Below are 22,572 nucleotides of genomic sequence, written 5' to 3'. Positions count from 1 at the left end.
AACGCCAAAACGGCTTTGCCGTCCAGTTATGCTGGGCAGCTAAGCCGTTTATGATTGATTTTCAGTTGGGTTTGCTTGATCATTTTTTGCTTTGCAACGATGGCATACACCTTGGAAATCGAGGCGGTGATCGATGACAAAAAATCCGTATTCCTGCTCTAGCCGCTCTTCTAAAGGCAACAGCCAGTCTTCTTTAATTTCATCCATAGTTCCACATTGCACGCATATTAAATGATGATGATGATGCTTGTTGCTGTCAGTACGCAAATCGTACCGTGCTACTCCATCGCCGAAATTCAATTTTTCGACAACATGCATTTCGCTTAGTAATTCCAATGTCCGATAAACCGTTGCAAGTCCGATTTCTGGGGCTTTATCCTTAACTAGCATAAATACATCTTCAGCGCTCAGGTGGTCGTCTTCATTTTCAAGCAAAACACGTACCGTTGCTTCGCGCTGCGGGGTTAATTTGTAGCCCTGCGACTGCAACTGTTGTTTGATCTTCTCAATCCGGGCTTCCATGATTTCCCCCCTACCACATGTCTGCGCCTATTTCAGGAAACGTTTCCTCTCATTATAGGTGCTAACCCGTAGTAAAGTCAAACGTTTTGGTGTCATATTGTGGCGTTACCGGACGAAATCAAAGGTGTCACCCAGCTAATTAGAGATGGAGAAATGTAGGCCTCAAACAGCGCTGCCCCGGCAAAAACGATTAACATGAGCACCGCAGTAGAACTAAAAGCTCCGAGCTGCGGGGCAAGCTCTCCTTTTTGTTGAAGCAGTCTATTTTTAACCACATACATAGAGAAGGTAATCGCAGCCGCACTTACGATAATCATGGCAGGCACCGCAATAATATTTTGCGGAGCAATCGACACAAGGGAAAGCAGTACGCCCTTCCAAGCGTATTGATTGATGAGAGTGCCAACTGAAAATCCGACTAGAGCACCTTTTAAGAAATTAAGCGCCAGCACCCCTGGAATTCCAACTACTGTGATGCCAAGAATCCATAAAACTAGCAACCATTTCATATGGAAAAAAAATCGTTCCCAAAACGAATGCGCTTCGCCCATCCCCACTCCATCATTCATAAGCTTAACGTATTGATTAACGTCCAGGGCCAAATCCTGCTGCTGCTCGAGCGTCAGCGCATTGACCATCAAAGCGCCAAATATAACGCCGACGACAAATAAAACTGATACAAATACATAGAGGGAAAGTTGATTTTTTACCATGGTCACCGTGCCCTTCCGTTTTTTGCTCTCACTATGCGCTCACTATAATGAAGCTTCCCAACTTGCGACGCTCGCAACCACTATTTCCAGCGCCTGACTCCAGAATCCTCGCTATTTCATTGATGCATCTTCTCTCTAAACTAGTTTAGATGGAATTTATACTGCTAATTTAATGAAAAACGGAATTTCTGTGCATTTAGCAGGAATTTGACCCTCTAAATCCAAAGTTTCGGCTAAAAATGACGTCTATAGGTCATATTAGCAGGACAAATTCCATCTATTTCCTAAGCTAAAGAAATAGCGTTAATTTAACAGGAGAAAATCCATCTAATATGAGTTGAACCGTAACTGCGAGAACAAAGAGAGTGTTTAATCCAATTTAGCTATTTTCAAAATATGATTAACCTTACAATAGCTGTCCCTAGCAAAGAAAAAAGCCATAGCTACCGTTAATATCTAAAGATCATGGTAAAACATTGAAAATAAATTCATGTTTTGCGTTTCATATATGGGAAATAGTTGTAAGTTTACTGTATACGACAAAACTTTGAATTTTGATTTGTCGACTGACGAACTAAACGCATCGCGAGATGCGTGGTGCTATCCCGGCACGTAGTGCTCAGTCAAACGTTGAAAGTCAAATCTCGTGTTTGTAATGAAGAGTTTTGCTGCAATCTAACTTAAAGTTAACCAACCTTAGCCGAACTAAGCAATATTTTATCCATTAGAAATAGGGCTTCTGTAGAGGGTTGTCTACTATTGTATGAGAGGAATTGTTACGGTATGACGAGTGGGTGGCGGAAACAAAAGAAGCCGGCTATAGCCGGCCTGTTAGTGTGTAGAGCTTCCAAGCGTATACGGCGAGAATAGTTTTGGCATCGCTAATGCGGCCTTCTACTATATAGGACTCCGCCTGTTCTAGAGTGATCGCTTCGACTCTTAAATCCTCGTCATCATCTGGATTCTGAACGCCAAGCTCAACCTTATCCGTAAAGTAGATGTAGAGCTTCTCATCGGCGAAGCCTGGCGAAGTGTAAAACGCGCTAAGCAGCTTTAGATCATTGGAGCGATATCCCGTTTCTTCTTCCAGTTCACGTGCCGCGGCGGTAAGCGGGTCCTCCCCCGGATCCAGCTTTCCGGCAGGTATTTCAATTTGGTATTTTTCTAATGGTTTGCGGAACTGCTCAACAACAAGCAGCTTGCCGTCTAGCAAGGCCATGACTGCTGCGGCGCCCGGATGCTTTACGATTTCTCTAGTCGCTGTGTTGCCATCTGCAAGCGTGACCGTATCCACCTGCAGCGTAATGACTTTTCCTTGAAAAATCGGTTCGGTCTTAATGGTTTCCTCTCGCCATATCTCAGCTGGCTGTTGCTCTTTCACTCGTATCGCTCCTTATTAAATGTATTGGCTTCATGCGCATATCTTGTCCATTCCCTGCATAACTATCAATATATCAAATTGACAGGGGCGAATCATATGAAACAATATGTAGCTTTGAATCATTTGCGTTTAGTAGGAAAAGGCTGGGAGATCAGACATCAGCTGCGCAAGCTATCGGCAGCCTCGTTATCACGGACACCGATGTCTGAATACACCAGTGTGATCAGCGTACGGCGCGTTCCTTTGGAAAAAATAAATTAAGCAAAGTCTTTCATTTGAAATACAAAGACAAAAACCCTCCATCCCGTTCAGCCTGCGCTGAGCCTCAGGATTGAAGGGCTTTCTGTCATGTTCGGCCGCGTAGCGCCAAGCTATAACAAACATCGTTAACGCTTGCTATTAAACCCTATTTCGAATATTACTCCTTAGCCGCTGCTTGTTTAATTATTTCAACAACTAGCTCCGTTGTTTTGACCAGATCCTCCGCCTTGATCTGTTCTTTTGTCGTATGGATATGTTCGTAACCTACGGCCAAATTAACGGTAGGAATTCCTAATCCATTAAAAATATTGGCATCGCTGCCGCCGCCCGAATGGAACGTACGAGGTGCGCGCCCGATGGCAGTGATCGCTTTTTTGGCTAGCTGCACGACCGAATCCTCGTCATCATAACTATAAGCGGGATAAATAATTTCGCTCTCCAGCTCGCCGCGAGCGCCAAATTCCTCAGCAGCAGACTCAACAGCCTTTCTCATCGCTTCGATTTGACTGTCCAGCTTATGCTGTACAATGCTTCTGGCTTCAGCGTCCAGCTTCACGTAATCACATACAATATTCGTGGCGCCGCCGCCCTCGAACCGACCGATATTAGCTGTCGTTTCTTTATCAATGCGTCCCAGCGGCATTCTGGCAATCGCCTTCGCTGCAACCTGAATCGTACTAATGCCATCTTCCGGATTCACCCCTGCGTGAGCGGAACGACCATACATTTTAATCGTAACCTTCGCTTGGGTTGGTGCGGCTACGGCGATATCGCCGACCGCTCCATTTGAATCCAGAGCATAGCCGAACTGCGCCTCCAGCTTTGAAGCATCCAACGAACGAGCTCCAAGCAGCCCTGATTCCTCGCCAACTGTAATGACAAATTGGATGCGTCCATGAGCAATAGATTGCTCCTGAACGACGCGGATCGCTTCAAAAATAGCAGAGATGCCTGCTTTGTCGTCGGCGCCAAGAATGGTCGTGCCATCGCTTCTTATGTAGCCATCCTCATCCAGTTGCGGCTTGATTCCGACCCCAGGCGTAACAGTGTCCATATGGCATGTAAAAAAGATTGTAGGGGCATCTTCATTCCCGCCGGAGGCTTCCCAAAGCACAAACAAATTGCCTGCGCCATGCCCGGTTTTCTCCGCTGCGTCATCCTCGCTTATTTGCAAGCCTAGCGCTTCAAATTTTTGTTTTAGCACACGGCTGATTTCCTGCTCGTGCTTGGTTTCACTGTCAACCTTAACTAATTCCATAAATTCATTCACTAAACGGTCTTTTACGATCATTAACGTTTCCTCCGCCCATTACTTTCGTATACAATAGAGTAAATGACAAGCTCATAGCCGTGCTATGATGTTCCAAATCAAGAAAGGGGTTTTCCAATTGCGTAGACAGCGTATGATCCGTATTGTTGCCATTGTACTTGTGTCAGCACTCGTTTTGTCTTCCTTGCTCGCTGGGCTCGGATCACTTTTCCTTTATTAAATCCAGCTCACATCCGAATTCTTTCACAAAATGGGGAAGCAGCTCCTTCGCCGCTTCTTCGACCGATAGCTCAAGACCTGTTAAATCATTAAAGGACGTGACGCCGAACTGCTGAATGCCGCAGGGTACGATGCCGCTGAAGCCTTCTGCCGCGATGCCTGATTTGATGTTAAGCGCGAAACCATGACTTGTAATAAAGCCCCGGCTATGCCGGGCTTTATTAAATTTCACGCCAATGGCCGCAATCTTCGAATCCCCGACCCATACACCTGTATATTCCGGCTTTCTTCCCGCTTCTATACCATACTCGCCAAGCCATTGAATAATGACCTGCTCCAAGCTCCGCAAATAAGCATGCAAATCGAGGCCAACCGCCTCTAAATAGAGCAGCGGATAGCCAACAAGCTGACCTGGTCCGTGGTAAGTAATATCTCCGCCCCGATCAATTTGAAACAGCGTAATCCCGCGTTCCTTTAACTGAGCCTCATCCAGAAGCAAATGCTCAGGATGCTTGTCAGAGCCCATCGTATAGGTGGGTGGATGCTGAAGAAGGAGCAGCGTCTGCTCGCGCTCCTCCTGATCAATTTGTTTCACATATGCTTTTTGCAGCTCCCACGCTTCCGCGTAATCGAGCATGCCGATATAGTGGGCATCCAGCCGCCTTAAGCCTTTTGCGTGATCCGCTTCAGCCATGATGGTGTTCCCCTTTTCTAATACAGTTTGCTTTCCAGATTAAAGCTTTCCAAATTATCTTTCACCCGCTGCAAGAAACGGCCGCAAATAACGCCGTCCAAGATTCGATGATCAAGCGACAAGCAAATGTTGGCCATTGAGCGTACTGCAATCATATCATTGATGACCACCGGACGCTTAACGATGGATTCAAAGGTTAAAATGGCAGCCTGCGGATAGTTGATAATCGGATATGATAAAATAGAGCCAAATGACCCCGTGTTATTCACGGTGAAAGTTCCGCCTTGCATATCCGAGAGCGTCAGCTTTCCTTCCCTCGTCTTGCGGGCCAGTTCCTCGATTTCTTTGGCGAGGCCAGCAACGTTCTTGTGATCCGCATTCTTAATTACAGGCGTCATTACGGAATCTTCGGTACCTACCGCGAGCGCAATATTGATATCACGCTTCACAATAATTTTATCTACTGCCCACATCGAATTCATAATAGGCACATCTTTAATCGCATTGACCACCGCTTTGAGAAGAAATGCCAAGTAGGTCAGATTGATGCCTTCGCGTTTCATAAAATCATCTTTCAGCTTGTTACGAAGCAGAACCAGATTGGTTACATCCACTTCAATCATCGTCCATGCATGTGGAATTTCGCTGACGCTCTGTCTCATATTTCGGGCGATGGTGTTACGTATAGGCGTCACATCAATGAAGTTATCGCCCCTGCCAGCCCCTGCTGAGCCTTCAACTTCGATTTTCGGCAACCTTGGCGTTTCCGTCAAATGAAGTCCCGAAGAGCGCACTTGCGCTGCGGCATCTACCGTTCTAGGCGCTTGCATTGCAGCATTAGCAGCCGCTACAGTGCTTCCATTCGCTGCTCCCGATGCCACATAGGCGAGCACGTCTTTACGCGTGATTCTGCCGCCAAGGCCGGTACCCGGCACGTCGGACAAGCGGATCGAATGCTCGGCAGCAAGCTGCTGAACAGCTGGCGAGAAGCGGTTGCGCATAGGCGCATCTTCCATTTCGATTGCCGCTGATGGTGTTGATCCCGGTTGCTTCTGCTCGCTCTTCTCTACCAGCGGCGCTTCAGCAAGGCCTGCTGCTCCCGATCCTTCGGTTTCAATAATGCAAATGGGTGTTCCAACGGGAACCGTTTCCCCTTTGCCTACCAATATTTGAACGAGCTTACCAGCTACTGTAGAAGGCAATTCCGCGTTGACTTTGTCCGTAATAATCTCACAGACAGGCTCATAAATATCCACCCAATCGCCTGGCTGCTTCAGCCATTTATCAATGGTAGCTGATACAAGCGATTCCGCAAGCTGCGGTACGACGATCTCCGTCATTGTTTTCATAGTTCACATCTCCCTACTGGCCCAAGCGTAAACGGCCACCACCGTCCTCTGGCGGCGCAGCATACGTTTCGCGGTGGCATTTCAGCTCTGTTGAGCAGCTATTCCTATATCTTAGCAAGCCTAATAAAGGGCTAATTGTCGCATGGCTTCTTTGACTTTCTCTTTGTTCAGCAGAAAAAATTTCTCGCCAGGAGGATTTATCGGCATCGCCGGCACATCCGGCCCGCACAAACGCATGATCGGCGCATCCAGCTCATAAAGCAGCTCTTCGGCAATAATCGCCGATACTTCAGCACCAACGCCTCCGGTTTTATTATCCTCATGAATAATAAGCACCTTGCCTGTTTTGCGCACTGCTTCCAGAATGCCCTCTTTATCAAGCGGCTGCAGCGTTCTTAAATCTAGAATATGGGCACTTATGCCCTCAGACTCCAGATCGGCAGCTGCCTGCTCTACGAAATGAAGCGGCATGCTGTAGCCGATAACCGTAATGTCATCGCCCTCGCGCAGCACATTGGCTTTCCCGATGGGCACGATGTAGTCATCGTCAGGCACTTCTCCTGTAATAAGCTTATAGCATTTTTTGTTTTCAAAATAAAGCACGGGATCCGGATCGCGCACAGCTGCCTTTAATAGTCCCTTTGCGTCATACGGACGGTAAGGAGCTACGATTTTCAAGCCTGGCGTACCAAAAAAGACCGATTCCGGGCATTGCGAGTGATATAAGCCGCCAAAGATTCCACCGCCGATTGGCGCCCGAATAACGAGCGGGCATGTCCAGTCATTGTTCGAGCGGTAACGAATTTTCGCTGCTTCGCTAATAATTTGGTTCGTTGCCGGAAACATAAAATCGGAATATTGCATTTCCGCAATCGGCTTCATTCCGTACATGGCAGCTCCGATTGCAACACCAGCAATAGCAGATTCCGCAAGTGGGGTATCGAGCACGCGATTTTCTCCGAACTGCTCTTGAAGCCCCTTTGTCGTGGTGAACACCCCGCCTTTAATGCCGACGTCCTCCCCAAGAACAAAAACATCCTCGTCGCGGTCCATTTCTTCCTTCATCGCCTTGCGAATAGCATCAATGTATTCAATTACGGCCATTATCCCTTGCCTCCTTGCTCAGCATCATCCGCATATACATGCAGCATCGTAGATTCCGGCGTTGGGAACGGCGCTTTATCGCCATATTCGGTCGCGTCGTCAAGCAGCTTACGAATTTTGGCATGAAGCTCAGCATCAAGCTCTTCCGTCCAAATCCCGCTATCAATCAGGTATTGCTTATATTTAGGGATACCGTCTTTCGCACGATTGAGATCTACCTCTTCCTTCGTACGGTAAGCAAGATCGTTATCTGATGTTGAATGAGGCGATATGCGGTACATAAGAGCTTCGATCAAGGTTGGTCCTTCACCTGCGATGGCACGCTCACGTGCTTCTTTCACTACACGGAACACTTCAAGCGCATCATTCCCGTCAACCTGAAACCCGGGGAAACCATACCCAAGCGCACGGTCAGAAACTTTAGCAGCCAGCTGCTTATGAATGGGTACAGAAATCGCATACTGATTATTTTCGCACATGAAAATAACCGGCAGCTTATGTACGCCAGCAAAGTTGCAGCCCTCATGGAAATCGCCCTGATTGCTTGACCCTTCTCCGAAGGTAACAAAACTGACCAAAGGATTTTTTTTCATTTTTGCCGCAAGCGCAATGCCAACCGCATGCGGAACCTGTGTCGTTACCGGACTTGATCCAGTGACGATCCTAAGCTTCTTCGATCCGAAATGGCCTGGCATTTGACGACCGCCACTATTAGGGTCCTCCGCTTTCGCGAAAACGGACAGCAGCAGATCACGAAGTGTCATGCCTACCGCAAGTACAAACCCGTAATCACGGTAATAGGGCAAATAATAATCTTTCTCACGGTCCAGCGCATAGGCTGCGGCTACCTGGGCTACCTCTTGTCCTACACCGGAGACATGAAAATTGATTTTACCGGCGCGCTGCAGCAGCAGCATACGCTCATCAAACTTGCGAGCGGTCACCATCGTTGCGTACATATCAATTGCTTGCTCATCGCTAAGCCCTAATTCCAAATGACGAACATTTTGCCCAGTAGAAGCTGGTTGGGTCATAAGGTGTTCCTCCTTTTTTTACACTATTATAACCTGGTACTAAGACTTGATCATATATATTATAACTCCAATCGTTCCAAAAAGAAAACTGTCTTCGTTAGAACGATATGGCTTTGCCGTCAACAGCCAACATAGCCTCGCCAAGCGCCTCCGAAAGCGTAGGATGCGGATGGATCATTTGCCCGACTTCCCATGGCGTTGCATTAAGAACGCCTGCAAGAGCCGCCTCTGAAATGAGGTCTGTCGCATGGGCTCCAATCATATGAACGCCAACGATATCATTTGTCTTCCGATCGGCAATAACTTTAACGAACCCTTCCTTCTCGCCAATGACAATCGCCTTGCCAATCGCCTGAAAAGGAATTTTTCCAGTCTTTATGTCATGCCCTTTCGCGCGAGCGCCATCCTCGGTTAATCCGTAGGAAGCAATCTCTGGGCGCGAGTAAATACATCTTGGAATCAGATGTGCCTCAATTGCCGCCGGCTTCTCTCCGTTAATATGCTCAGCAGCTATTATCCCCTCATGAGCTGCCGCATGTGCGAGCTGCACTCCGCCAATAACATCGCCAATGGCATAAATATGCGGTTCGCTCGTTTGTCCGAAGGCATTCACCTCAATAACTCCATTAACAATACGAATATCGGTATTTTCGATGCCGATGGCTTCAACGTTTGCTTGCCGTCCTATGGAGACCAACAGCTTCTCAGCCGTTAGAAGTACATCGCCATCTTCTGTTGCAGCGACAATAGAAACCTCGTTGTTTTCAGCTTTATATTGCTCGACTTGAAGCTGAACACCTGTGAATACACGCACTCCGCGGCTGCGAAGTGATCTCGTCAGTTCAGCAGATACCTCTGTATCTTCTCCTGGCAGCAAGCGAGAGCCTGCCTCCACAAGCGTTACCTGCACGCCAAAATCCTGTAAGAGCGAAGCCCACTCTACGCCGATAACCCCGCCTCCTACAATAATGATCGAGGCGGGAAGCTGTTCCATGACTAATGCTTCATCACTCGTTAAAATAAATTCCCCATCCGGCACCAAACCCGGCAGCTGGCGCGGACGCGAACCCGTTGCAATAATAAGATTTGTGGACACCACCGACTCCATCTCACCATCCGGCAGCTCGACGGCAAGCGAGCCGCTGCGCGGTGAGAAAATAGAAGGACCGATCACTCGTCCTTTGCCGTTGATGATTTGAATGCCATTTTTTTTCATAAGACTTTGCAGTCCTCTGTATAGCTGCTCAACCGTTTGTTCTTTACGCTCTTGCACCTTGGGGAAATGAAGGGCAACTGCCCCCTCCGTTACCTCGATGCCATAGCTGCTTGCTTCAAGCAGTGTTGAATATACTTCCGCGCTGCGCAGCAGCGATTTACTCGGGATACATCCTTTATGTAAGCAGGTTCCGCCTAGCTTGTCCATTTCGATAATCGCAACACTCTTCCCAAGCTGCGCGGCACGAATGGCTGCCGTATAACCGCCTGGCCCGCCTCCTAATACTGCTACGTCCACCTGTATAGCCATACTATCATTCCCTTCCTTATTACCTTCAATATATGCCAATGCCCTAAATTCATAGGTTCTTTTCATGTCCAATCGCATTGTATCACGACTTCAAACCCTATTGTACCTGTTTTTACGAATGCCCGCATCGTGCTTTTACGAAATAGACACGGTATGCTGAAAAAGGTATGATAAAGCTAACTGTATATTTTGACCGATAAGGAGACACTGTATTTATGAAATTAGTAACTGCTCGTTTTATTGCTATTCTCATGCTCGTTATTCCGGGATTGCTGGCTTGCTTTGGGTTCCTCAAAATGAAAGATTCCGTATTTGTCTATTTCTCCGATTTCGGCAATGACAAAATTACACCGGATTTCGATTGGCTGAAATTTTTGCTAGGCTTTGTCATGTTCGCTGCTGGCGCCGGTTTTATTGCAGGCTGGACGTTCTTTCGGGACCGCAAACGAAATTACGTGGCACCACGATTTAAAGAAAAACGCCCTCGCCCGCCTAAGCCGCAAAGCTAATATAGCTGCATCCTTATACAAAACCGCAGAGCGCCGGATGAATGGTCATCCTAGCTCAGCGGTTTTTCTTTTTAGAAATATTTCAAACATTTAGATCATTCCCCATACTCCAGCATTTGTGTATATGCTTTCGGTACCATATAAGTCGCAGCCAGCTCTGTTTTATCTGAATTCAGAAACATTCTTACAAGCGAGCTGCTTGTTTGCATATAATGCGTGTAAGGTGATAAATAAATGGTATCTGCCATCGTTGTATTGCGAATATATTGTTCCAGTTGGAGCTCATATTCAAGATCGGTAGCATTCCGGATGCCCCGAATGACCACATTAATATCATGTTTATTAATATAATCTGCGACAATGCCCTCAAAGGGGACAATTTTTATTTTATCATGCTGCTGGATGGATAATGCCACTAGCTCCGTACGCTGTTCAATCGTAAAATGATGCTTCTTCGATCGGTTATTGGCTACAATAATATGAACCTCGCTAAATAAATGGAATGCCCGTTCAATAACCGAAACATGGCCGAGCGTAATCGGGTCGAAACTCCCTGCGTATACAGCTTTCATCCTGTCACCTCTCTCTGGTTCGTTTACACTGCGATAATGCTTCAGAAATATCATTACAATTATCATTATTTCAGTTTATCAACCCGAAATACAATAGGATTATGATGAAAGCATCTTAGGAAGAAGAGGTGCAGTCATGAAAATCGTATTCGATGTCACCGTAGACGGTAAAGTAAAAGAGACGATTCAGCCGCAAACGCAGCGATTGAAGGAAATCCATAGCTTTATCAAAGCAGAATCCTCCGGTTTAATCAAGAAATACGGCAGCAACGTTTATTTAAACCGAAGAGTCGTTTACAACTGAGGCATCCGAGGACGCCTTTTTTTGTTTACCCGATCCCTCTATAAAAATACCGCTGTTCGTTGACGTTTTGCAACCCCATCGAATATCAGTACTAGCTCGCCTTAGCTTAAACCTCTCCTATGATTCTAACGATCCCACAACGATGTTCTTCACAATTCAACAGATAATTGAATCGAAAATAAATTCCATGATAAACTCTAGGTAATTATATCCATCCATATAGAAAGGATGCCGCTATGCTATTTTATAAAGTAAAACCGATTATTCAATTAATCGCTTTGGCACTTACTGCTTTCGGCTGCTATACTATTTTCAAATTATTATTTTAATATGCAGGTGAAACGATGGTTTTGTCCACTGAAGGCAATTTATGGAAAAGCTTAATTCATCTATTTGTTGTATTATTTGACCATATTTTGTTTAAATATCTTTTCTATGCATTAGTTTGTATTGTTTTTGCTTTAATTTTCTTAAAAAAACGTTCTTTTGGTGATGAGCCACCAACCAGGAATGATGCAGAACAGGCCACACAGAAATTACTTAAAATTATCGAGAAGCTATTAATCGTTATTGCTATAGCTTTTGTGTTGATTCAACTAATTAGAATTTATTTTATAAAATAGCCCACTCTATTTTTAAAAAAATAAGACGCCCACCTTCGGCAAGAATCCGTTAGTGGGCGTCTTATTATTTATACAAACCTAGAAACGAATTGACCGTTTCCTATCTGTATGACAACGAGGTCTAACTATCCAATAACCTTGCGCAGAGTGCGAGGCGGGAATATTCATTGGAACAGTGACGCTACCTTAATCGTAAACGCCCCCCTTTTCAATGAGCTTATTATGATACCTTATGCTCAATCCGCAGCTTATCAGCCACCATCGCAATAAATTCGCTATTCGTAGGCTTTGACTTGCTTATATTGATCGTGTAGCCAAACAAATGCGAAATGCTGTCGATGTTGCCGCGCGTCCAGGCGACTTCAATCGCATGGCGGATGGCCCGTTCGACGCGGGATGGCGTTTGGGTACGTAATTTGAGCGTAAATTCACTCGGTCAGCTTATCGCTATTGCAATAAACTTTGACACGTAGTTTATCGGAATATTTAGCGTAAATTCATCGCTATGGAGGCGTCTGATAAATGACACGTAATAACCCTAAATACACGTTTGCCTCAAAACGAGGCCGCAGCGTCAAATTCGATTTAGAAACGCAGATTGAACGATTCTTACAGGCGAAGCGTATCGAAAAGCGATCGCCGAAAACGATCATTACGTATGCGCAAACTTTAAACCAGTTTCGCGAGTGGTTTGAGACGCAGAATGATCGCGAAATGAACTCGGAACTTATGCGCGATTATGTACATTATTTAACGTTTGAAAAAGTCAGCTGGGATGATCACCCTACGAGTCCGAGCGGTAAGGTAGGACTGTCCCCTCGAACCGTAAATAACTCAATTCGAAACATTAAGGTTTTCTTCAACTATTTAATGAAGGAACGCATTATTAAACAGTCGCCATTAGAGGCAATTAACTACCAAAAAGAAGAAAAAGATACATTCGAACTGTTTACGGATGAGGACGTTTTAAAGCTTCTTTCAGCTCCAAACAGACGAGTCTATACTGGGCACCGCGACTACTGTATGATGCTCGTATTAATTGATGGCGGGCTTCGTGTAAAAGAAATGACGAACCTTAAAATATCCGATATCGATTTTAAACTACGCCAGGTTACGATTCGTGCAGAAATATCTAAAACGAATACAACTCGCGTCATTCCGTTATCACAACTTACTATTAAAGAAATAGAAAAGTTGATCGAGTATATGAACGTTGAGGAAAACGATTATTTATGGCTTACGCAGTTTGGGAACCGATATTTCGGCGATACATTTGCGAAGATGTTAAAGCTATACGCTAAACGAGTCGGAGTCACCGGCGCGCGGGTATCTCCGCATACTTTCCGTCATTACATGGCCGTTAAGTTTCTACGTGGCGGAGGCGACCCCATCGCATTGGCTCGTATTCTAGGCCACACATCGCTAAATATGACGCAAGTTTACGTACGCTTCACCGGTACCGATTTACGCGAGCAGCACGACATGGCTTCGCCAGTTACGAGCTTACTCGATAAAGGTAACGAAAAGAAACGAGGCAGGCTTCGATTTAGTTAAATATACGCAGCTGTTTGCGGAGTATTTCGTAAGCGGCTGCGTTTTTCCGCTGTTTTACATCCGCCAGACCCTCCGCTATTGAGCGTCTAGACACGGATCTCCTCACTTTTTATTCCCACGAAGTAGACTATCGTTTATACTATTGAGTAACTTGAAATGATTTTAACAGCTCAGAGACATAGCAAACCATACATATTGGGGGCGTTTCTATTGGAAATAAAAGGCGAAGTAAAAGAAACCGATGGCGCTGCAAACTGGAGTCAACGTAGTAGTTCAGAAATAACGAAAGCCGGAGAGAAATCGACAATTAACTCATTCAATATCGTTGGAACGTTAATAGCTATCGTCAGTGTTGTTCTCGGAATTTTTACGAGCTGGTTCCATTTAGTTACCGGGCTCTCATTAGGTATCATTATTATAGGAATTGGCGAAATCCTCCGTTATCTCAATAAAATTGCTAACAAGGCATAGTCACCTATACGCAAAAAAGGCGCGGCCACCAACGGAACTTACTCCGCTAATGACCGCGCCTATTTGTGCCCTCTTTACGTTTTCTGCCCGCTAACTCTCCGCAGCTCATCCGCCAAGCGCTTAAACTCCGCTCGACTAGCGCTATCCTGAGCCGCCATATAAGACGCGCTCAGATACGCGATGATTTTATTCGCGTCAGCTACCGCCATGAACTTCGTCAAATCGTCCGCCTCCTTTACCGGAATCATCTTCGCTACCACCGCCGCTTTAAACGCTGCCCATCCCGTCCACTTGCCGCCATCGTACATCAAACGCGGACATATCTTCGCGCTCCAATCGTAATGGCGCCGCAGCCGGTCAACGCCCCAGCCGCGCTCTTTTTACATCGCCGCAACGAGAGTCGCCGCGTTATCGAGTGTCTTCGCGTAATTGCCGCTTTCGCATATCTCTACGCCGATCGACGTACGATTGCCCGAAGTCGCTCCGCTGCCGTCTCCGGAGTGCCATGCGTTCTCGTTCAGCGGCAGACATTCGATAGCCTCGCGCTCATCTATAACGATGTGGTACGAAGCTGTACGCGTATTGGTCGGATTCGTTAGCCAGGCGCGCTCATTGCGGGCGGTCGACGACGGATTTCCGGTATTATGAATCGTAATCGTCGACGCGTTCATTACGTTGGCTGGCCGCCTGTTACACGCGACCGACTTCGGTATATGGTCGACTACGTAATTAAGCGTCTTTGCTTCCGTCACCGCCTACGCCTCCCTTTCGTTTCAACACTTCGATTATGTCGCGCAGTTTATCCGGTAATGGAAGGCCGCCGCGCCCCAAATTCTCCGCTAAGCTGACGAGCTCGTTCGCGATGTAAAAGTAAACGGATGCCGTCATGACTACGCTCTCCAATTCGAGCAGCACGTCGATACGGTGCGCGATTAGTATAACGAGCAGCATCAGCCCTTTTTTCGCCAGCCCAACGCTGCCTACTGCGCTATTTAATCCGCGGCCTTCTTTGATGCTCGCGTAAATGCCCGTTATGATGTCCGCGCCAATTCCGATTAATAGAAAGGTTAACGCCTCGGACCAGCCGCCGAATGCGAACGCAATAAAAGCGCCGACAACGCCAGCGCCTCCGTTAATTAAAGTTTGACCGTTCATTGCGCGATCATCTCCGCTTTCTTTTTATAGTTACCGTCTTCTTCGCGTTATCCCACGCAACCGACGCTCCGAACAGCTCCGCCACATCGCGCAATCCTACGAAAACGCGGCCGTCAATTAGCTGCGGTGCCGCCGCCAAGTTAACGCGATCACCGTTATAGGTGCCGATTACGCTTCCGACCGTTGCCGTTATCACATCGTACGTAGGCGCGGCGATAATCTCCGGCAGCCGAAAGACTCCGTGGCCCGTACGTTGATCGTAGCCGGGCGCTTTCGTAGGGTCAACCGTGTGGCGGCGGTACAGCGTATATTGCGTGTCTTCGATGATGAGGCCGTAATTCTGCGTTATGGCGATTGGGTTGCGTTTAGCATGCGTTGAGGATACGGACATTTAACGTCACTCCTTCTTGTGTGAAATATTATAAATACGGATAACCGCGAAAATAACGTATTGACAGGCGCGGTCGACGGTGGTATTTTATAAATCTTTTATTACTAAGAACTTAAGTTATTAAGACCTTAACTCACTTAATATCAATACGTTCTATTAAGTTCGTGCTGATACGGATTAAATACCGCGGATATAAACCATATAAGAACACGCGAGGTCTTAAAATATAAGAGATAACACCTTAATGGTCGGCGCGCCCCGTTCAGCGTCACATGGTCGACACCTCCTCGTACGTAATCATTGCGTAGTTTTCACGGCGTTTTAGGCGCGCTAGGCGTTCGGACGACTATTCGTAGGGTGGCGTAGTTATAAGCGCTAAATGCACGGTGCGAACAAGGGACCGAATCAGTCCCGCTTATGATAGCGCTAGTGAGTGCGAATGAGGCTTCGTTGTGTTAAATATTATAAGTTCGTGATTGACCGTCTCCTTTCGTGTACTCCGTCTTATACAACGATAGTCGCCGGTCGAATCGATCTCGCACACTTTCGCGTAAAAAAAAAAAAAAAATAACGACCACATCCCGTAGGACATGACCGTTATATGACGCGTGTTCTATTATTCAAACTTACTCCGTACATCTTCGTTTAACGCGTCTAGTATAAACGGCTTCACGGTAAATGATTCACCAGCCTTATACGGTGCTGCCGCGTTTGTCTGCGCTTCTTTAAGTAGCGCGTCATAGTTGATAGAGTCGTTAGTCGAACGATTCCAAACGATTTGCACACCGAAAGCTGAACCGCCGTCAGTAGTATTTACGCTGTTATTTAATACGACGCGCTCAACTTGTGAGTTCGTAAACAATACACGTGAGTACGCAATCATAGACTCCCCCATTTTGCGTAGGTATGCTTTTTCGTTTAAAGTATCGAACGCGTTCAATGTAATTACAATATCATTTACATTAGTATGAATTTCTTTAACAGTCTCGTCAGTAACCTCAATAGAAAGACCGGCTTTTGCTTGTTTAAGTGCTTTCATCGCATTTTCTTCTGTGAAATCTGCTGTAGACCAATCAACGGGCTCTTCTGTAGGCTCTATTGTCGGTTCCGGTGTAGAATCAATTGCTATTACAGACTTTTGCGTAAAAGCCGTGCTCGGTACCGTAGAAGCTGTCTGTGATCCCTTATTGTTAACGATATATGCTATTGCTACGAAAATAAGCAATAAGATAATCACGCCAAGTAAAACACGTAGACTATTACGTCTTATCTGTGCCCCGTAAGAAAGTTCAGTTTTTTTATCGGTCATTGCTGCTAGCCCCTCCGTAATTTCCGTTTATAGGTAATACGTTCGTACCTCTTATACGTAACAAAAGCCGCAATCTCCGAAGAGAAAGCGGCTTCTTTCGTTCTGATCGTTGTAAAAAACGTTTGATCACGCCTGCCTGATCGTGTATGATATCGTTGTCTAAGTATCCGATAAACTTATACCGAATGTGAGGTGAAAATACGATAGTTTAACGCAATAGCAGCGAAATTCTTCATCGGAACGGCAACGTTACCTTGACCGTAAATTCACCGTTTCAGCTAACGGAGAATGACCGAAATCCCTTACGCAGCCTACGTTTATGATACCTTATGCTCAATCCGCAGCTTATCAGCCACCATCGCAATAAATTCGCTATTCGTAGGCTTTGACTTGCTTATATTGATCGTGTAGCCAAACAAATGCGAAATGCTGTCGATGTTGCCGCGCGTCCAGGCGACTTCAATCGCATGGCGGATGGCCCGTTCGACGCGGGATGGCGTCGTTTTGAATTTTTCGGCAATGGCCGGGTACAATGTTTTTGTAATGGCGCCAAGAATTTCAATATTGTTGTAAACCATCGTGATGGCTTCACGCAAATATTGATAACCTTTAATATGTGCGGGAACGCCGATTTCGTGAATAATGCTTGTAATGTTGGCATCAAGGTTCTTGCCTTTGGCAATTGGGACAACGTTGGATTTCAACGAGGAGGAACCGGTTGAGAAGCTTCCCGTCGAGGAATAAGTTGGATTGCCTACGAGTTGGCGGATCCGATTAGCCAAAATATCCATATCAAATGGCTTCAAAATATAATAAGAGGCCCCAAGCTGTACCGCTTTTTGCGTAATGTTTTCTTGACCGAAAGCGGTTAGCATAATGATTTTCGGCATAGGAGACATATTCATTTCCTTCAAGCGCTCAAGTACGCCTAGGCCGTCTAAGTGAGGCATAATAATATCAAGGATAAGTACATCCGGAATTTTTCTGGCTTCCTCCAAATGTCTCAAAACCTCTTCACCGTTGTACGCGACTCCACTCACACTCATATCACTTTGTTCGGATATGTATTCCGATAACAGGTTAGTAAATTCACGGTTGTCGTCTGCTAATAATACTTCGATCTTATGCAAGTTGTGGTCCTCCTCTAAATGATTTTGAAGTTTTCGCTCACTAGTTGTCTGCTTAAAGTTTTCGACATGGGAAGTTGAATTCCTTCTGTCGAAAATTATTTTTCTAGATTTTTTTACGCCATTTCGATATAATTAAAAATTTGTTACATGTAACGATTCCGTTCGTTCTTCTTCGACAAAATTCATCGCTCATCGAATGATTCACGCGTTTTTTAACCCATCCCCGAAAAAAAGAAAACGTCTGCTCAGGCTACGCTTCAGCCTAAACAGACATCTAATTCAAACGCTATGCAGCTTCTCCAATATGACCGTTCGCTGATTTAAGCAATACCCCTGCATCTTGAAGCATCCATTCAATAAAGCAGCCATAACCAGATGAAGGATCATTCACAAAAACGTGAGTCACAGCCCCGACAAGTTTGCCATCCTGAATGATCGGACTTCCTGACATGCCTTGAACGATCCCGCCTGTTTTGCTTAATAATCTTTTATCCGTGATTTTTATGACCATTCCTTTTGTTGCGGGACCCGATTGTTTGGATACATGAGCAATTTCAATATCAAAGCGCTCTACCTTCTGTCCATTTACAACAGTCAAAATCTGTGCAGGCCCTTCTTTGACATCTTCGGCAAAAGCTACGGGAATGGACTTTTCACTGTAGCTATGCGTAGGAACTTCATTCATTTTGCCGAAAATGCCAAACGGAGTATTACGCTCAACATTTCCTAATATTTTGCTTTCTTTCACAAAATGCGCTCTTTTTTCTCCCGGCTCTCCATTTTGGCTTTTGTTGATGGAGGTAACGCTTGATTGTAAAATCTGGCCTTCGCCTACGTCGATTGGCGTTTGTGTATCCATATCCGTAATGACATGTCCTAATGCTCCGTAGACGCCTTGGTCCGGTGCGTAAAAGGTTAAGGTTCCTACCCCTGCCGCCGAATCGCGTATATAAAGTCCTAACCGCCATGCTTTGTCCTGAGCATCGAATACTGGGCTCAGCTGGGTCTTGCCTAATTGACCATCACGCTTGTACGTGACGTCTAGGGGTTTCTTCTCAGTCCCTGCCCGCTCACTAAGCTCTGCAACCCTGTGAACCTGATTGATGCTGCTGCCGTTAATCTTGACAATTAAATCGCCTAGACGCAGCCCAGCAGCCTCTCCAGGCGATTGCTTCATACCATCGCTGCCAGCGACTTGATGATGGCCTACAACTAAAATGCCTGAAGATTTGACTTTAACTCCAATCGTCTGTCCACCTGGAATAACGCGTAGATCAGGCACCACATTAACTTTTACAGTTTTGAATGGAATTTTACCAAATAATTTCACTTTCATTTTGGTTTGACCGCTTTGGCTTGACTGCAGTGACAGTGGCTCATTCAAATTTACGGAAAGAGAATGACTGGTTGATCCGTTAATCTGAAGCATGTGAGGGTCGACCGTTACTTCTGCATGAACGGGCACTCCGTATTGTAATCGTTTCAGTTGCCCGGAGAATAAACGAAGTTCATTCGGGATTGCGGCAAAGTGTTGAAACGGGGTGGAGCTTCCGATCATGCAAATGAAGAAAACGAGAACTAGGCCAAACCATCGCTTCCTTTGACTGGAGTTCAATGATTTCACGCTCCCTGTATTTCCATCGCATGACGTAGAAGGCTAAGTCGCCATTGGCGTACCTTTAAGTTACCCTCACCCGGTCGTTTTATGTCCGCAAAAACATTCCCTAATTGGCTTCCATTACGCCCCCTTCTGTCTATGTGCCAGATCAAGCATTTCTTGTGCATGATGCCTTGTTTTTTCCGTTATTTCTACTCCGCCAAGCATGCGGGCTAACTCATCGATCCGAATCTTTCCGATTAATTCAGCGACAGACGTGGAAGTTCTTGCTCCTATCACCTGTTTCCGAATTTCATAATGATGGTCAGCCATACAAGCCACTTGCGGTAAATGCGTGATGGAGAACACTTGGCATTTCTTTGCAAGCTGTGACATTTTCTCAGCAATCGCTTGGGCTGCACGTCCGCTTACCCCGGTATCCACCTCATCAAAAATGAGCACAGGTACCTGGTCAATCTCGGCAAAGATGCTTTTTAGCGCGAGCATAATTCGCGACATCTCGCCGCCGGATGCAATTTTATTTAAAGGCTTAAGCGGCTCGCCCGGGTTGGTGGATAGCATAAAAATGGCTTCATCCATCCCATTAGCATGTAGTCGAACATGCTTGTTCTCAGCTTGACCGGTAAAGGTTGTATCAATTTGAACCTGAAATTTTGCAGAAGACATTTGAAGCTGGCTAAGTTCTTTCTCAATGGCATCAGAAAGCCTTGTAGCGGCATGTTCACGCAGCTGAGACAGCTCTTTCGCAAGCGTCAAGGCTTGCTCGTATAGACGGGCCTCTTCATGCTGAAGCTCTTCGAGCATTTGATCCCGGTTTTCGATTTTGTCCCGATCCAAAATCGTGCGATCCAAATAAGCAAGAATATCAGGAATGGATTCTCCGTACTTACGCTTTAAGCTATTTATGAGATCAAGCCTGTCCTCTACTTGGGAAAGCAGATCGGGATCTGACTCAATGCCGTCACGGTAATCGCGCAACTGGAACGCTGCATCTTCTGCTTGATAAAAAGCCGACTGCAGCTGTTCTAATAACGGATTTAATTTTTCTGCATCATAGGTTTGAATATCGATTAGCTTCGCTACCGCTTTACTAACCATATCAAGTCCTTTGCCTCCATACAGCAAAGAATAGGCTTCAGACACGGCATCCATTCTTTTGCCCGCATACATTAGCTTGCGCCGTTGGTCTGTCAGCAATTCATCTTCCAAGGGCTTTAGCTGAGCATTCGTAATTTCTTCAATTTGGAATCGGTATAAATCCAGCATTTGCACATTATGCCTAGTTGAATTTTCCAGTTCACGCAGGGAGGCTTTAACTTGTTGAAGTTGCGTAAAGAGATGCCGGTAATTTTGTTTCCGCTCGATAAGCAAATCACCTGCGAACAGATCCAGCCACTCTAAATGCTGTTCAGTGCGCAGCAAAGATTGATGTTCATGCTGGCCATGGATATTAACTAGGCATTCCCCGATTTCCCTTAGCATCGTCATTGTAACCAGTTGTCCATTGACGCGGCTGCTGCTCTTGCCATGAGCGGATAACTCTCTCCTAATAACGAGCATTTCCTCAGAAGAAGCATGTACACCAAGTTTATTTAAAACCGTCCACACCGGATGATGGGCTGCCAGGTCGAACAAAGCCTCCATTTCTGCCTTATCACAACCGTACCGCACCATGTCTGCGGAACCTCTACCGCCGACAAGCAAGCTTAACGCATCAATCAATATTGATTTGCCCGCGCCTGTTTCTCCCGTCAGCACATGAAATCCATGATGAAAAGTAACGTTTACTTCTTCAATGACCGCTAAATTCCGAATAGACAACTCACGCAGCATGGTTTCTCCTCCTAATTTAATAATTCAAGCAATCGCTCTACAATTTCTCCGCTTTGAACCTTGGTACGGCAAATCATCAGTATCGTGTCGTCCCCGCATATGGTTCCCATGACCTCTGGCCATTCCATATTGTCAACTAAGGCACCAATCGCATTAGCCGAGCCAGGCAAACACTTCATCACAACAAGGTTGTCAGTAAAGTCAATATGTACAAAATGGTCAAGCAACGCTCGTTTTAGCTTGTGAATCGGATTTTGCTTCTGATGGTCCTGAGGGATCGAATAGATGTACTTTCCTTCCCCTGCCGGCACCTTAATAAGCATCAATTCCTTCATATCGCGTGAGACGGTGGCTTGGGTAACCTGCATCCCTGAATCGCGAAGAGCCTCAACAAGTTCTTCCTGCGTTTCTATCGCACGATTGTTTACAATTTCTTTAATACGAAATTGGCGAATGCCTTTCATATAAAAACCTCCATGATTTAAATGTCTGCAATGTGAAATGAAATTTTGCGAATAACCTTGTCCCTTGCATCCACGAACAATATGCCATCGCATTCAGGCAGAAGGAGCGAATAGACAAGAAGACGATCCCTTATACCGCTTGCCGTCCATTCCATAGGCTTCCGATCTCGTGCAGTTTTCACAATATACGTTTTATTATCCATTATCGCAATATAATCAATGTATAACCGGCTTCCCTTCCCAAGCGGCACATCATCCAGCTTGATCGGAACCGGAACCAAATGTTTTCCTGAACGGACTGTGTAGCCCGCTTGTTCGAGCAATGCTATGTTTTCATCATCGGGCGATAGCACTCCACCCTTGCCGAGTGTAAGGCGATTTACGCCTGCCGGCTCATGCAGCCAGCGGTAAAACATCCTAAATAGCCAAATAACGAGTAAACAGCCCGCTGCAAGCATGATAAACCAATCACCATACGTCCCCATCAGCATCCCCCGATTATCATTGGATTTTATCTATAACCGTTCGAGAAGATGGGGGCTATTTCCTGTTTGACACGAATACCGA

26 protein-coding genes and 1 pseudogene are annotated in these 22,572 nt (G+C 45.9%); 6 read left to right on the top strand and 21 right to left on the bottom strand.

From position 1 onward, the window contains the following. Positions 1-48: 48 nt before the first annotated feature. The 3 genes from fur to FJQ58_RS14515 form a co-directional block, all read right to left on the bottom strand. Positions 49-522 (bottom strand): ferric iron uptake transcriptional regulator, encoded by a 474-nt coding sequence (fur, locus tag FJQ58_RS14525; RefSeq protein WP_139994570.1) that lies wholly within the window; start codon positions 520-522, stop codon positions 49-51. Positions 523-614: 92 nt separating this feature from the next. Then, entirely contained in the window at positions 615-1,235 is a 621-nt protein-coding gene (spoIIM, locus tag FJQ58_RS14520; protein ID WP_139994568.1) for a stage II sporulation protein M, read from the bottom strand. 817 nt (positions 1,236-2,052) lie between these two features. Then, complete coding sequence (locus tag FJQ58_RS14515; protein WP_420799839.1) at positions 2,053-2,616, bottom strand: NUDIX hydrolase; 564 nt, start codon at positions 2,614-2,616, stop codon at positions 2,053-2,055. A gap of 96 nt (positions 2,617-2,712) precedes the next feature. Here FJQ58_RS14515 and mciZ point away from each other — a divergent pair, with 96 nt between their 5' ends. Continuing rightward, positions 2,713-2,877: a Z-ring formation inhibitor MciZ gene (gene mciZ / locus FJQ58_RS14510; protein WP_139994564.1), complete on the top strand. Its 165-nt coding sequence runs from the start codon at positions 2,713-2,715 to the stop codon at positions 2,875-2,877. A 157-nt stretch (positions 2,878-3,034) separates the two neighbouring features. Here the strand turns inward: mciZ and FJQ58_RS14505 are convergent, their stop codons facing one another. The 6 genes from FJQ58_RS14505 to lpdA all read right to left on the bottom strand — a co-directional run bounded on the left by FJQ58_RS14505 (position 3,035) and on the right by lpdA (position 10,072). Further along, positions 3,035-4,168, bottom strand: coding sequence for a M20/M25/M40 family metallo-hydrolase (locus tag FJQ58_RS14505; RefSeq protein ID WP_139994562.1), 1,134 nt, complete (start codon positions 4,166-4,168; stop codon positions 3,035-3,037). Between the two features lie 181 nt (positions 4,169-4,349). Continuing rightward, positions 4,350-5,060, bottom strand: a complete 711-nt coding sequence (gene lipB / locus FJQ58_RS14500) for a lipoyl(octanoyl) transferase LipB (RefSeq protein ID WP_139994560.1) — start codon at positions 5,058-5,060, stop codon at positions 4,350-4,352. Between the two features lie 17 nt (positions 5,061-5,077). Then, positions 5,078-6,409 carry a dihydrolipoamide acetyltransferase family protein gene (locus FJQ58_RS14495; protein WP_139994559.1) on the bottom strand — a complete coding sequence of 444 codons (1,332 nt, stop codon included), beginning with the start codon at positions 6,407-6,409 and terminating at the stop codon, positions 5,078-5,080. Between the two features lie 120 nt (positions 6,410-6,529). After that, the gene (locus tag FJQ58_RS14490) at positions 6,530-7,513 is read right to left on the bottom strand and encodes an alpha-ketoacid dehydrogenase subunit beta (RefSeq protein WP_139994557.1); all 984 of its coding nucleotides are present in this window, start codon (positions 7,511-7,513) and stop codon (positions 6,530-6,532) included. Then, positions 7,513-8,547, bottom strand: coding sequence for a thiamine pyrophosphate-dependent dehydrogenase E1 component subunit alpha (locus FJQ58_RS14485; protein WP_139994555.1), 1,035 nt, complete (start codon positions 8,545-8,547; stop codon positions 7,513-7,515). The genes FJQ58_RS14490 and FJQ58_RS14485 overlap by 1 nt, the downstream gene beginning before the upstream one ends. Before the next feature lie 97 nt (positions 8,548-8,644). Further along, the gene (lpdA, locus tag FJQ58_RS14480) at positions 8,645-10,072 is read right to left on the bottom strand and encodes a dihydrolipoyl dehydrogenase (RefSeq protein WP_139994553.1); all 1,428 of its coding nucleotides are present in this window, start codon (positions 10,070-10,072) and stop codon (positions 8,645-8,647) included. 215 nt (positions 10,073-10,287) lie between these two features. Between lpdA and FJQ58_RS14475 the strand changes: the two genes are divergently transcribed. After that, positions 10,288-10,581, top strand: coding sequence for a DUF2627 domain-containing protein (locus FJQ58_RS14475; RefSeq protein ID WP_139994551.1), 294 nt, complete (start codon positions 10,288-10,290; stop codon positions 10,579-10,581). A 95-nt stretch (positions 10,582-10,676) separates the two neighbouring features. Here the strand turns inward: FJQ58_RS14475 and coaD are convergent, their stop codons facing one another. Then, positions 10,677-11,153, bottom strand: a complete 477-nt coding sequence (coaD, locus tag FJQ58_RS14470) for a pantetheine-phosphate adenylyltransferase (RefSeq protein ID WP_139994549.1) — start codon at positions 11,151-11,153, stop codon at positions 10,677-10,679. 136 nt (positions 11,154-11,289) lie between these two features. On the opposite strand from coaD, the gene FJQ58_RS14465 reads away from it, so the two are divergent. Together FJQ58_RS14465 and FJQ58_RS14460 are read left to right on the top strand one after the other, a co-directional pair. Continuing rightward, positions 11,290-11,457 (top strand): mechanosensitive ion channel protein MscL, encoded by a 168-nt coding sequence (locus tag FJQ58_RS14465; protein WP_139994547.1) that lies wholly within the window; start codon positions 11,290-11,292, stop codon positions 11,455-11,457. Between the two features lie 350 nt (positions 11,458-11,807). Further along, positions 11,808-12,080, top strand: coding sequence for a hypothetical protein (locus tag FJQ58_RS14460; protein WP_139994545.1), 273 nt, complete (start codon positions 11,808-11,810; stop codon positions 12,078-12,080). Positions 12,081-12,300: 220 nt separating this feature from the next. Here FJQ58_RS14460 and FJQ58_RS14455 read toward each other — a convergent pair. Beyond that, a pseudogene (locus FJQ58_RS14455) lies at positions 12,301-12,483 on the bottom strand (sporulation initiation factor Spo0A C-terminal domain-containing protein); the annotation flags it as partial. A 119-nt stretch (positions 12,484-12,602) separates the two neighbouring features. Between FJQ58_RS14455 and FJQ58_RS14450 the strand changes: the two are divergent. Further along, a complete protein-coding gene (locus tag FJQ58_RS14450; protein WP_139994543.1) occupies positions 12,603-13,634 on the top strand; it encodes a tyrosine-type recombinase/integrase in 1,032 nt (343 codons plus the stop codon). A 210-nt stretch (positions 13,635-13,844) separates the two neighbouring features. Next, positions 13,845-14,105: a hypothetical protein gene (locus FJQ58_RS14445; RefSeq protein WP_139994541.1), complete on the top strand. Its 261-nt coding sequence runs from the start codon at positions 13,845-13,847 to the stop codon at positions 14,103-14,105. A gap of 74 nt (positions 14,106-14,179) precedes the next feature. Here FJQ58_RS14445 and FJQ58_RS33415 read toward each other — a convergent pair whose 3' ends face one another. From FJQ58_RS33415 to FJQ58_RS14400, 10 genes are all read right to left on the bottom strand, one after another. Continuing rightward, positions 14,180-14,416, bottom strand: a complete 237-nt coding sequence (locus FJQ58_RS33415) for a hypothetical protein (RefSeq protein WP_238404057.1) — start codon at positions 14,414-14,416, stop codon at positions 14,180-14,182. A gap of 69 nt (positions 14,417-14,485) precedes the next feature. Continuing rightward, positions 14,486-14,857: a peptidoglycan recognition protein family protein gene (locus FJQ58_RS32945; RefSeq protein WP_420799838.1), complete on the bottom strand. Its 372-nt coding sequence runs from the start codon at positions 14,855-14,857 to the stop codon at positions 14,486-14,488. Next, on the bottom strand, positions 14,835-15,260 hold the full coding sequence (locus FJQ58_RS14435; RefSeq protein WP_139994539.1) for a phage holin family protein: 426 nt from the start codon (positions 15,258-15,260) through the stop codon (positions 14,835-14,837). The genes FJQ58_RS32945 and FJQ58_RS14435 overlap by 23 nt, the downstream gene beginning before the upstream one ends. Positions 15,261-15,267: 7 nt before the next feature. Continuing rightward, positions 15,268-15,651 (bottom strand): copper amine oxidase N-terminal domain-containing protein, encoded by a 384-nt coding sequence (locus tag FJQ58_RS14430; protein ID WP_139994537.1) that lies wholly within the window; start codon positions 15,649-15,651, stop codon positions 15,268-15,270. A gap of 616 nt (positions 15,652-16,267) precedes the next feature. Beyond that, entirely contained in the window at positions 16,268-16,960 is a 693-nt protein-coding gene (locus tag FJQ58_RS14425; RefSeq protein WP_139994535.1) for a hypothetical protein, read from the bottom strand. Between the two features lie 317 nt (positions 16,961-17,277). Beyond that, a complete protein-coding gene (gene spo0A / locus FJQ58_RS14420; RefSeq protein WP_139994533.1) occupies positions 17,278-18,090 on the bottom strand; it encodes a sporulation transcription factor Spo0A in 813 nt (270 codons plus the stop codon). A gap of 286 nt (positions 18,091-18,376) precedes the next feature. Then, positions 18,377-19,705 (bottom strand): SpoIVB peptidase, encoded by a 1,329-nt coding sequence (spoIVB, locus tag FJQ58_RS14415; RefSeq protein ID WP_139994531.1) that lies wholly within the window; start codon positions 19,703-19,705, stop codon positions 18,377-18,379. Positions 19,706-19,828: 123 nt separating this feature from the next. Beyond that, positions 19,829-21,541 (bottom strand): DNA repair protein RecN, encoded by a 1,713-nt coding sequence (recN, locus tag FJQ58_RS14410; protein ID WP_139994529.1) that lies wholly within the window; start codon positions 21,539-21,541, stop codon positions 19,829-19,831. A gap of 11 nt (positions 21,542-21,552) precedes the next feature. Continuing rightward, the gene (gene ahrC, locus FJQ58_RS14405) at positions 21,553-22,005 is read right to left on the bottom strand and encodes a transcriptional regulator AhrC/ArgR (protein ID WP_139994527.1); all 453 of its coding nucleotides are present in this window, start codon (positions 22,003-22,005) and stop codon (positions 21,553-21,555) included. Positions 22,006-22,022: 17 nt separating this feature from the next. Then, complete coding sequence (locus tag FJQ58_RS14400; protein WP_139994525.1) at positions 22,023-22,490, bottom strand: hypothetical protein; 468 nt, start codon at positions 22,488-22,490, stop codon at positions 22,023-22,025. Between the last annotated feature and the right edge of the window lie 82 nt (positions 22,491-22,572).

The organism is Paenibacillus paridis (genome assembly GCF_006345825.1).
Lineage (GTDB): Bacteria > Bacillota > Bacilli > Paenibacillales > Paenibacillaceae > Pristimantibacillus > Pristimantibacillus paridis.
Note: the sequence above shows the minus strand (reverse complement) of the source record. Positions and strands in the feature narration are given on the sequence as shown.

Bases quoted from the DNA above. Each gene is read 5' to 3' on its own strand.
- fur (WP_139994570.1), bottom strand. From the start codon at position 522: ATGGAAGCCCGGATTGAGAAGATCAAACAACAGTTGCAGTCGCAGGGC.
- spoIIM (WP_139994568.1), bottom strand. From the start codon at position 1,235: ATGGTAAAAAATCAACTTTCCCTCTATGTATTTGTATCAGTTTTATTT.
- mciZ (WP_139994564.1), top strand. From the start codon at position 2,713: ATGAAACAATATGTAGCTTTGAATCATTTGCGTTTAGTAGGAAAAGGC.
- FJQ58_RS14505 (WP_139994562.1), bottom strand. From the start codon at position 4,168: ATGATCGTAAAAGACCGTTTAGTGAATGAATTTATGGAATTAGTTAAG.
- lipB (WP_139994560.1), bottom strand. From the start codon at position 5,060: ATGGCTGAAGCGGATCACGCAAAAGGCTTAAGGCGGCTGGATGCCCAC.
- FJQ58_RS14495 (WP_139994559.1), bottom strand. From the start codon at position 6,409: ATGAAAACAATGACGGAGATCGTCGTACCGCAGCTTGCGGAATCGCTT.
- FJQ58_RS14490 (WP_139994557.1), bottom strand. From the start codon at position 7,513: ATGGCCGTAATTGAATACATTGATGCTATTCGCAAGGCGATGAAGGAA.
- FJQ58_RS14485 (WP_139994555.1), bottom strand. From the start codon at position 8,547: ATGACCCAACCAGCTTCTACTGGGCAAAATGTTCGTCATTTGGAATTA.
- lpdA (WP_139994553.1), bottom strand. From the start codon at position 10,072: ATGGCTATACAGGTGGACGTAGCAGTATTAGGAGGCGGGCCAGGCGGT.
- FJQ58_RS14475 (WP_139994551.1), top strand. From the start codon at position 10,288: ATGAAATTAGTAACTGCTCGTTTTATTGCTATTCTCATGCTCGTTATT.
- coaD (WP_139994549.1), bottom strand. From the start codon at position 11,153: ATGAAAGCTGTATACGCAGGGAGTTTCGACCCGATTACGCTCGGCCAT.
- FJQ58_RS14465 (WP_139994547.1), top strand. From the start codon at position 11,290: ATGAAAATCGTATTCGATGTCACCGTAGACGGTAAAGTAAAAGAGACG.
- FJQ58_RS14450 (WP_139994543.1), top strand. From the start codon at position 12,603: ATGACACGTAATAACCCTAAATACACGTTTGCCTCAAAACGAGGCCGC.
- FJQ58_RS14435 (WP_139994539.1), bottom strand. From the start codon at position 15,260: ATGAACGGTCAAACTTTAATTAACGGAGGCGCTGGCGTTGTCGGCGCT.
- FJQ58_RS14430 (WP_139994537.1), bottom strand. From the start codon at position 15,651: ATGTCCGTATCCTCAACGCATGCTAAACGCAACCCAATCGCCATAACG.
- FJQ58_RS14425 (WP_139994535.1), bottom strand. From the start codon at position 16,960: ATGACCGATAAAAAAACTGAACTTTCTTACGGGGCACAGATAAGACGT.
- recN (WP_139994529.1), bottom strand. From the start codon at position 21,541: ATGCTGCGTGAGTTGTCTATTCGGAATTTAGCGGTCATTGAAGAAGTA.
- ahrC (WP_139994527.1), bottom strand. From the start codon at position 22,005: ATGAAAGGCATTCGCCAATTTCGTATTAAAGAAATTGTAAACAATCGT.
- FJQ58_RS14400 (WP_139994525.1), bottom strand. From the start codon at position 22,490: ATGGGGACGTATGGTGATTGGTTTATCATGCTTGCAGCGGGCTGTTTA.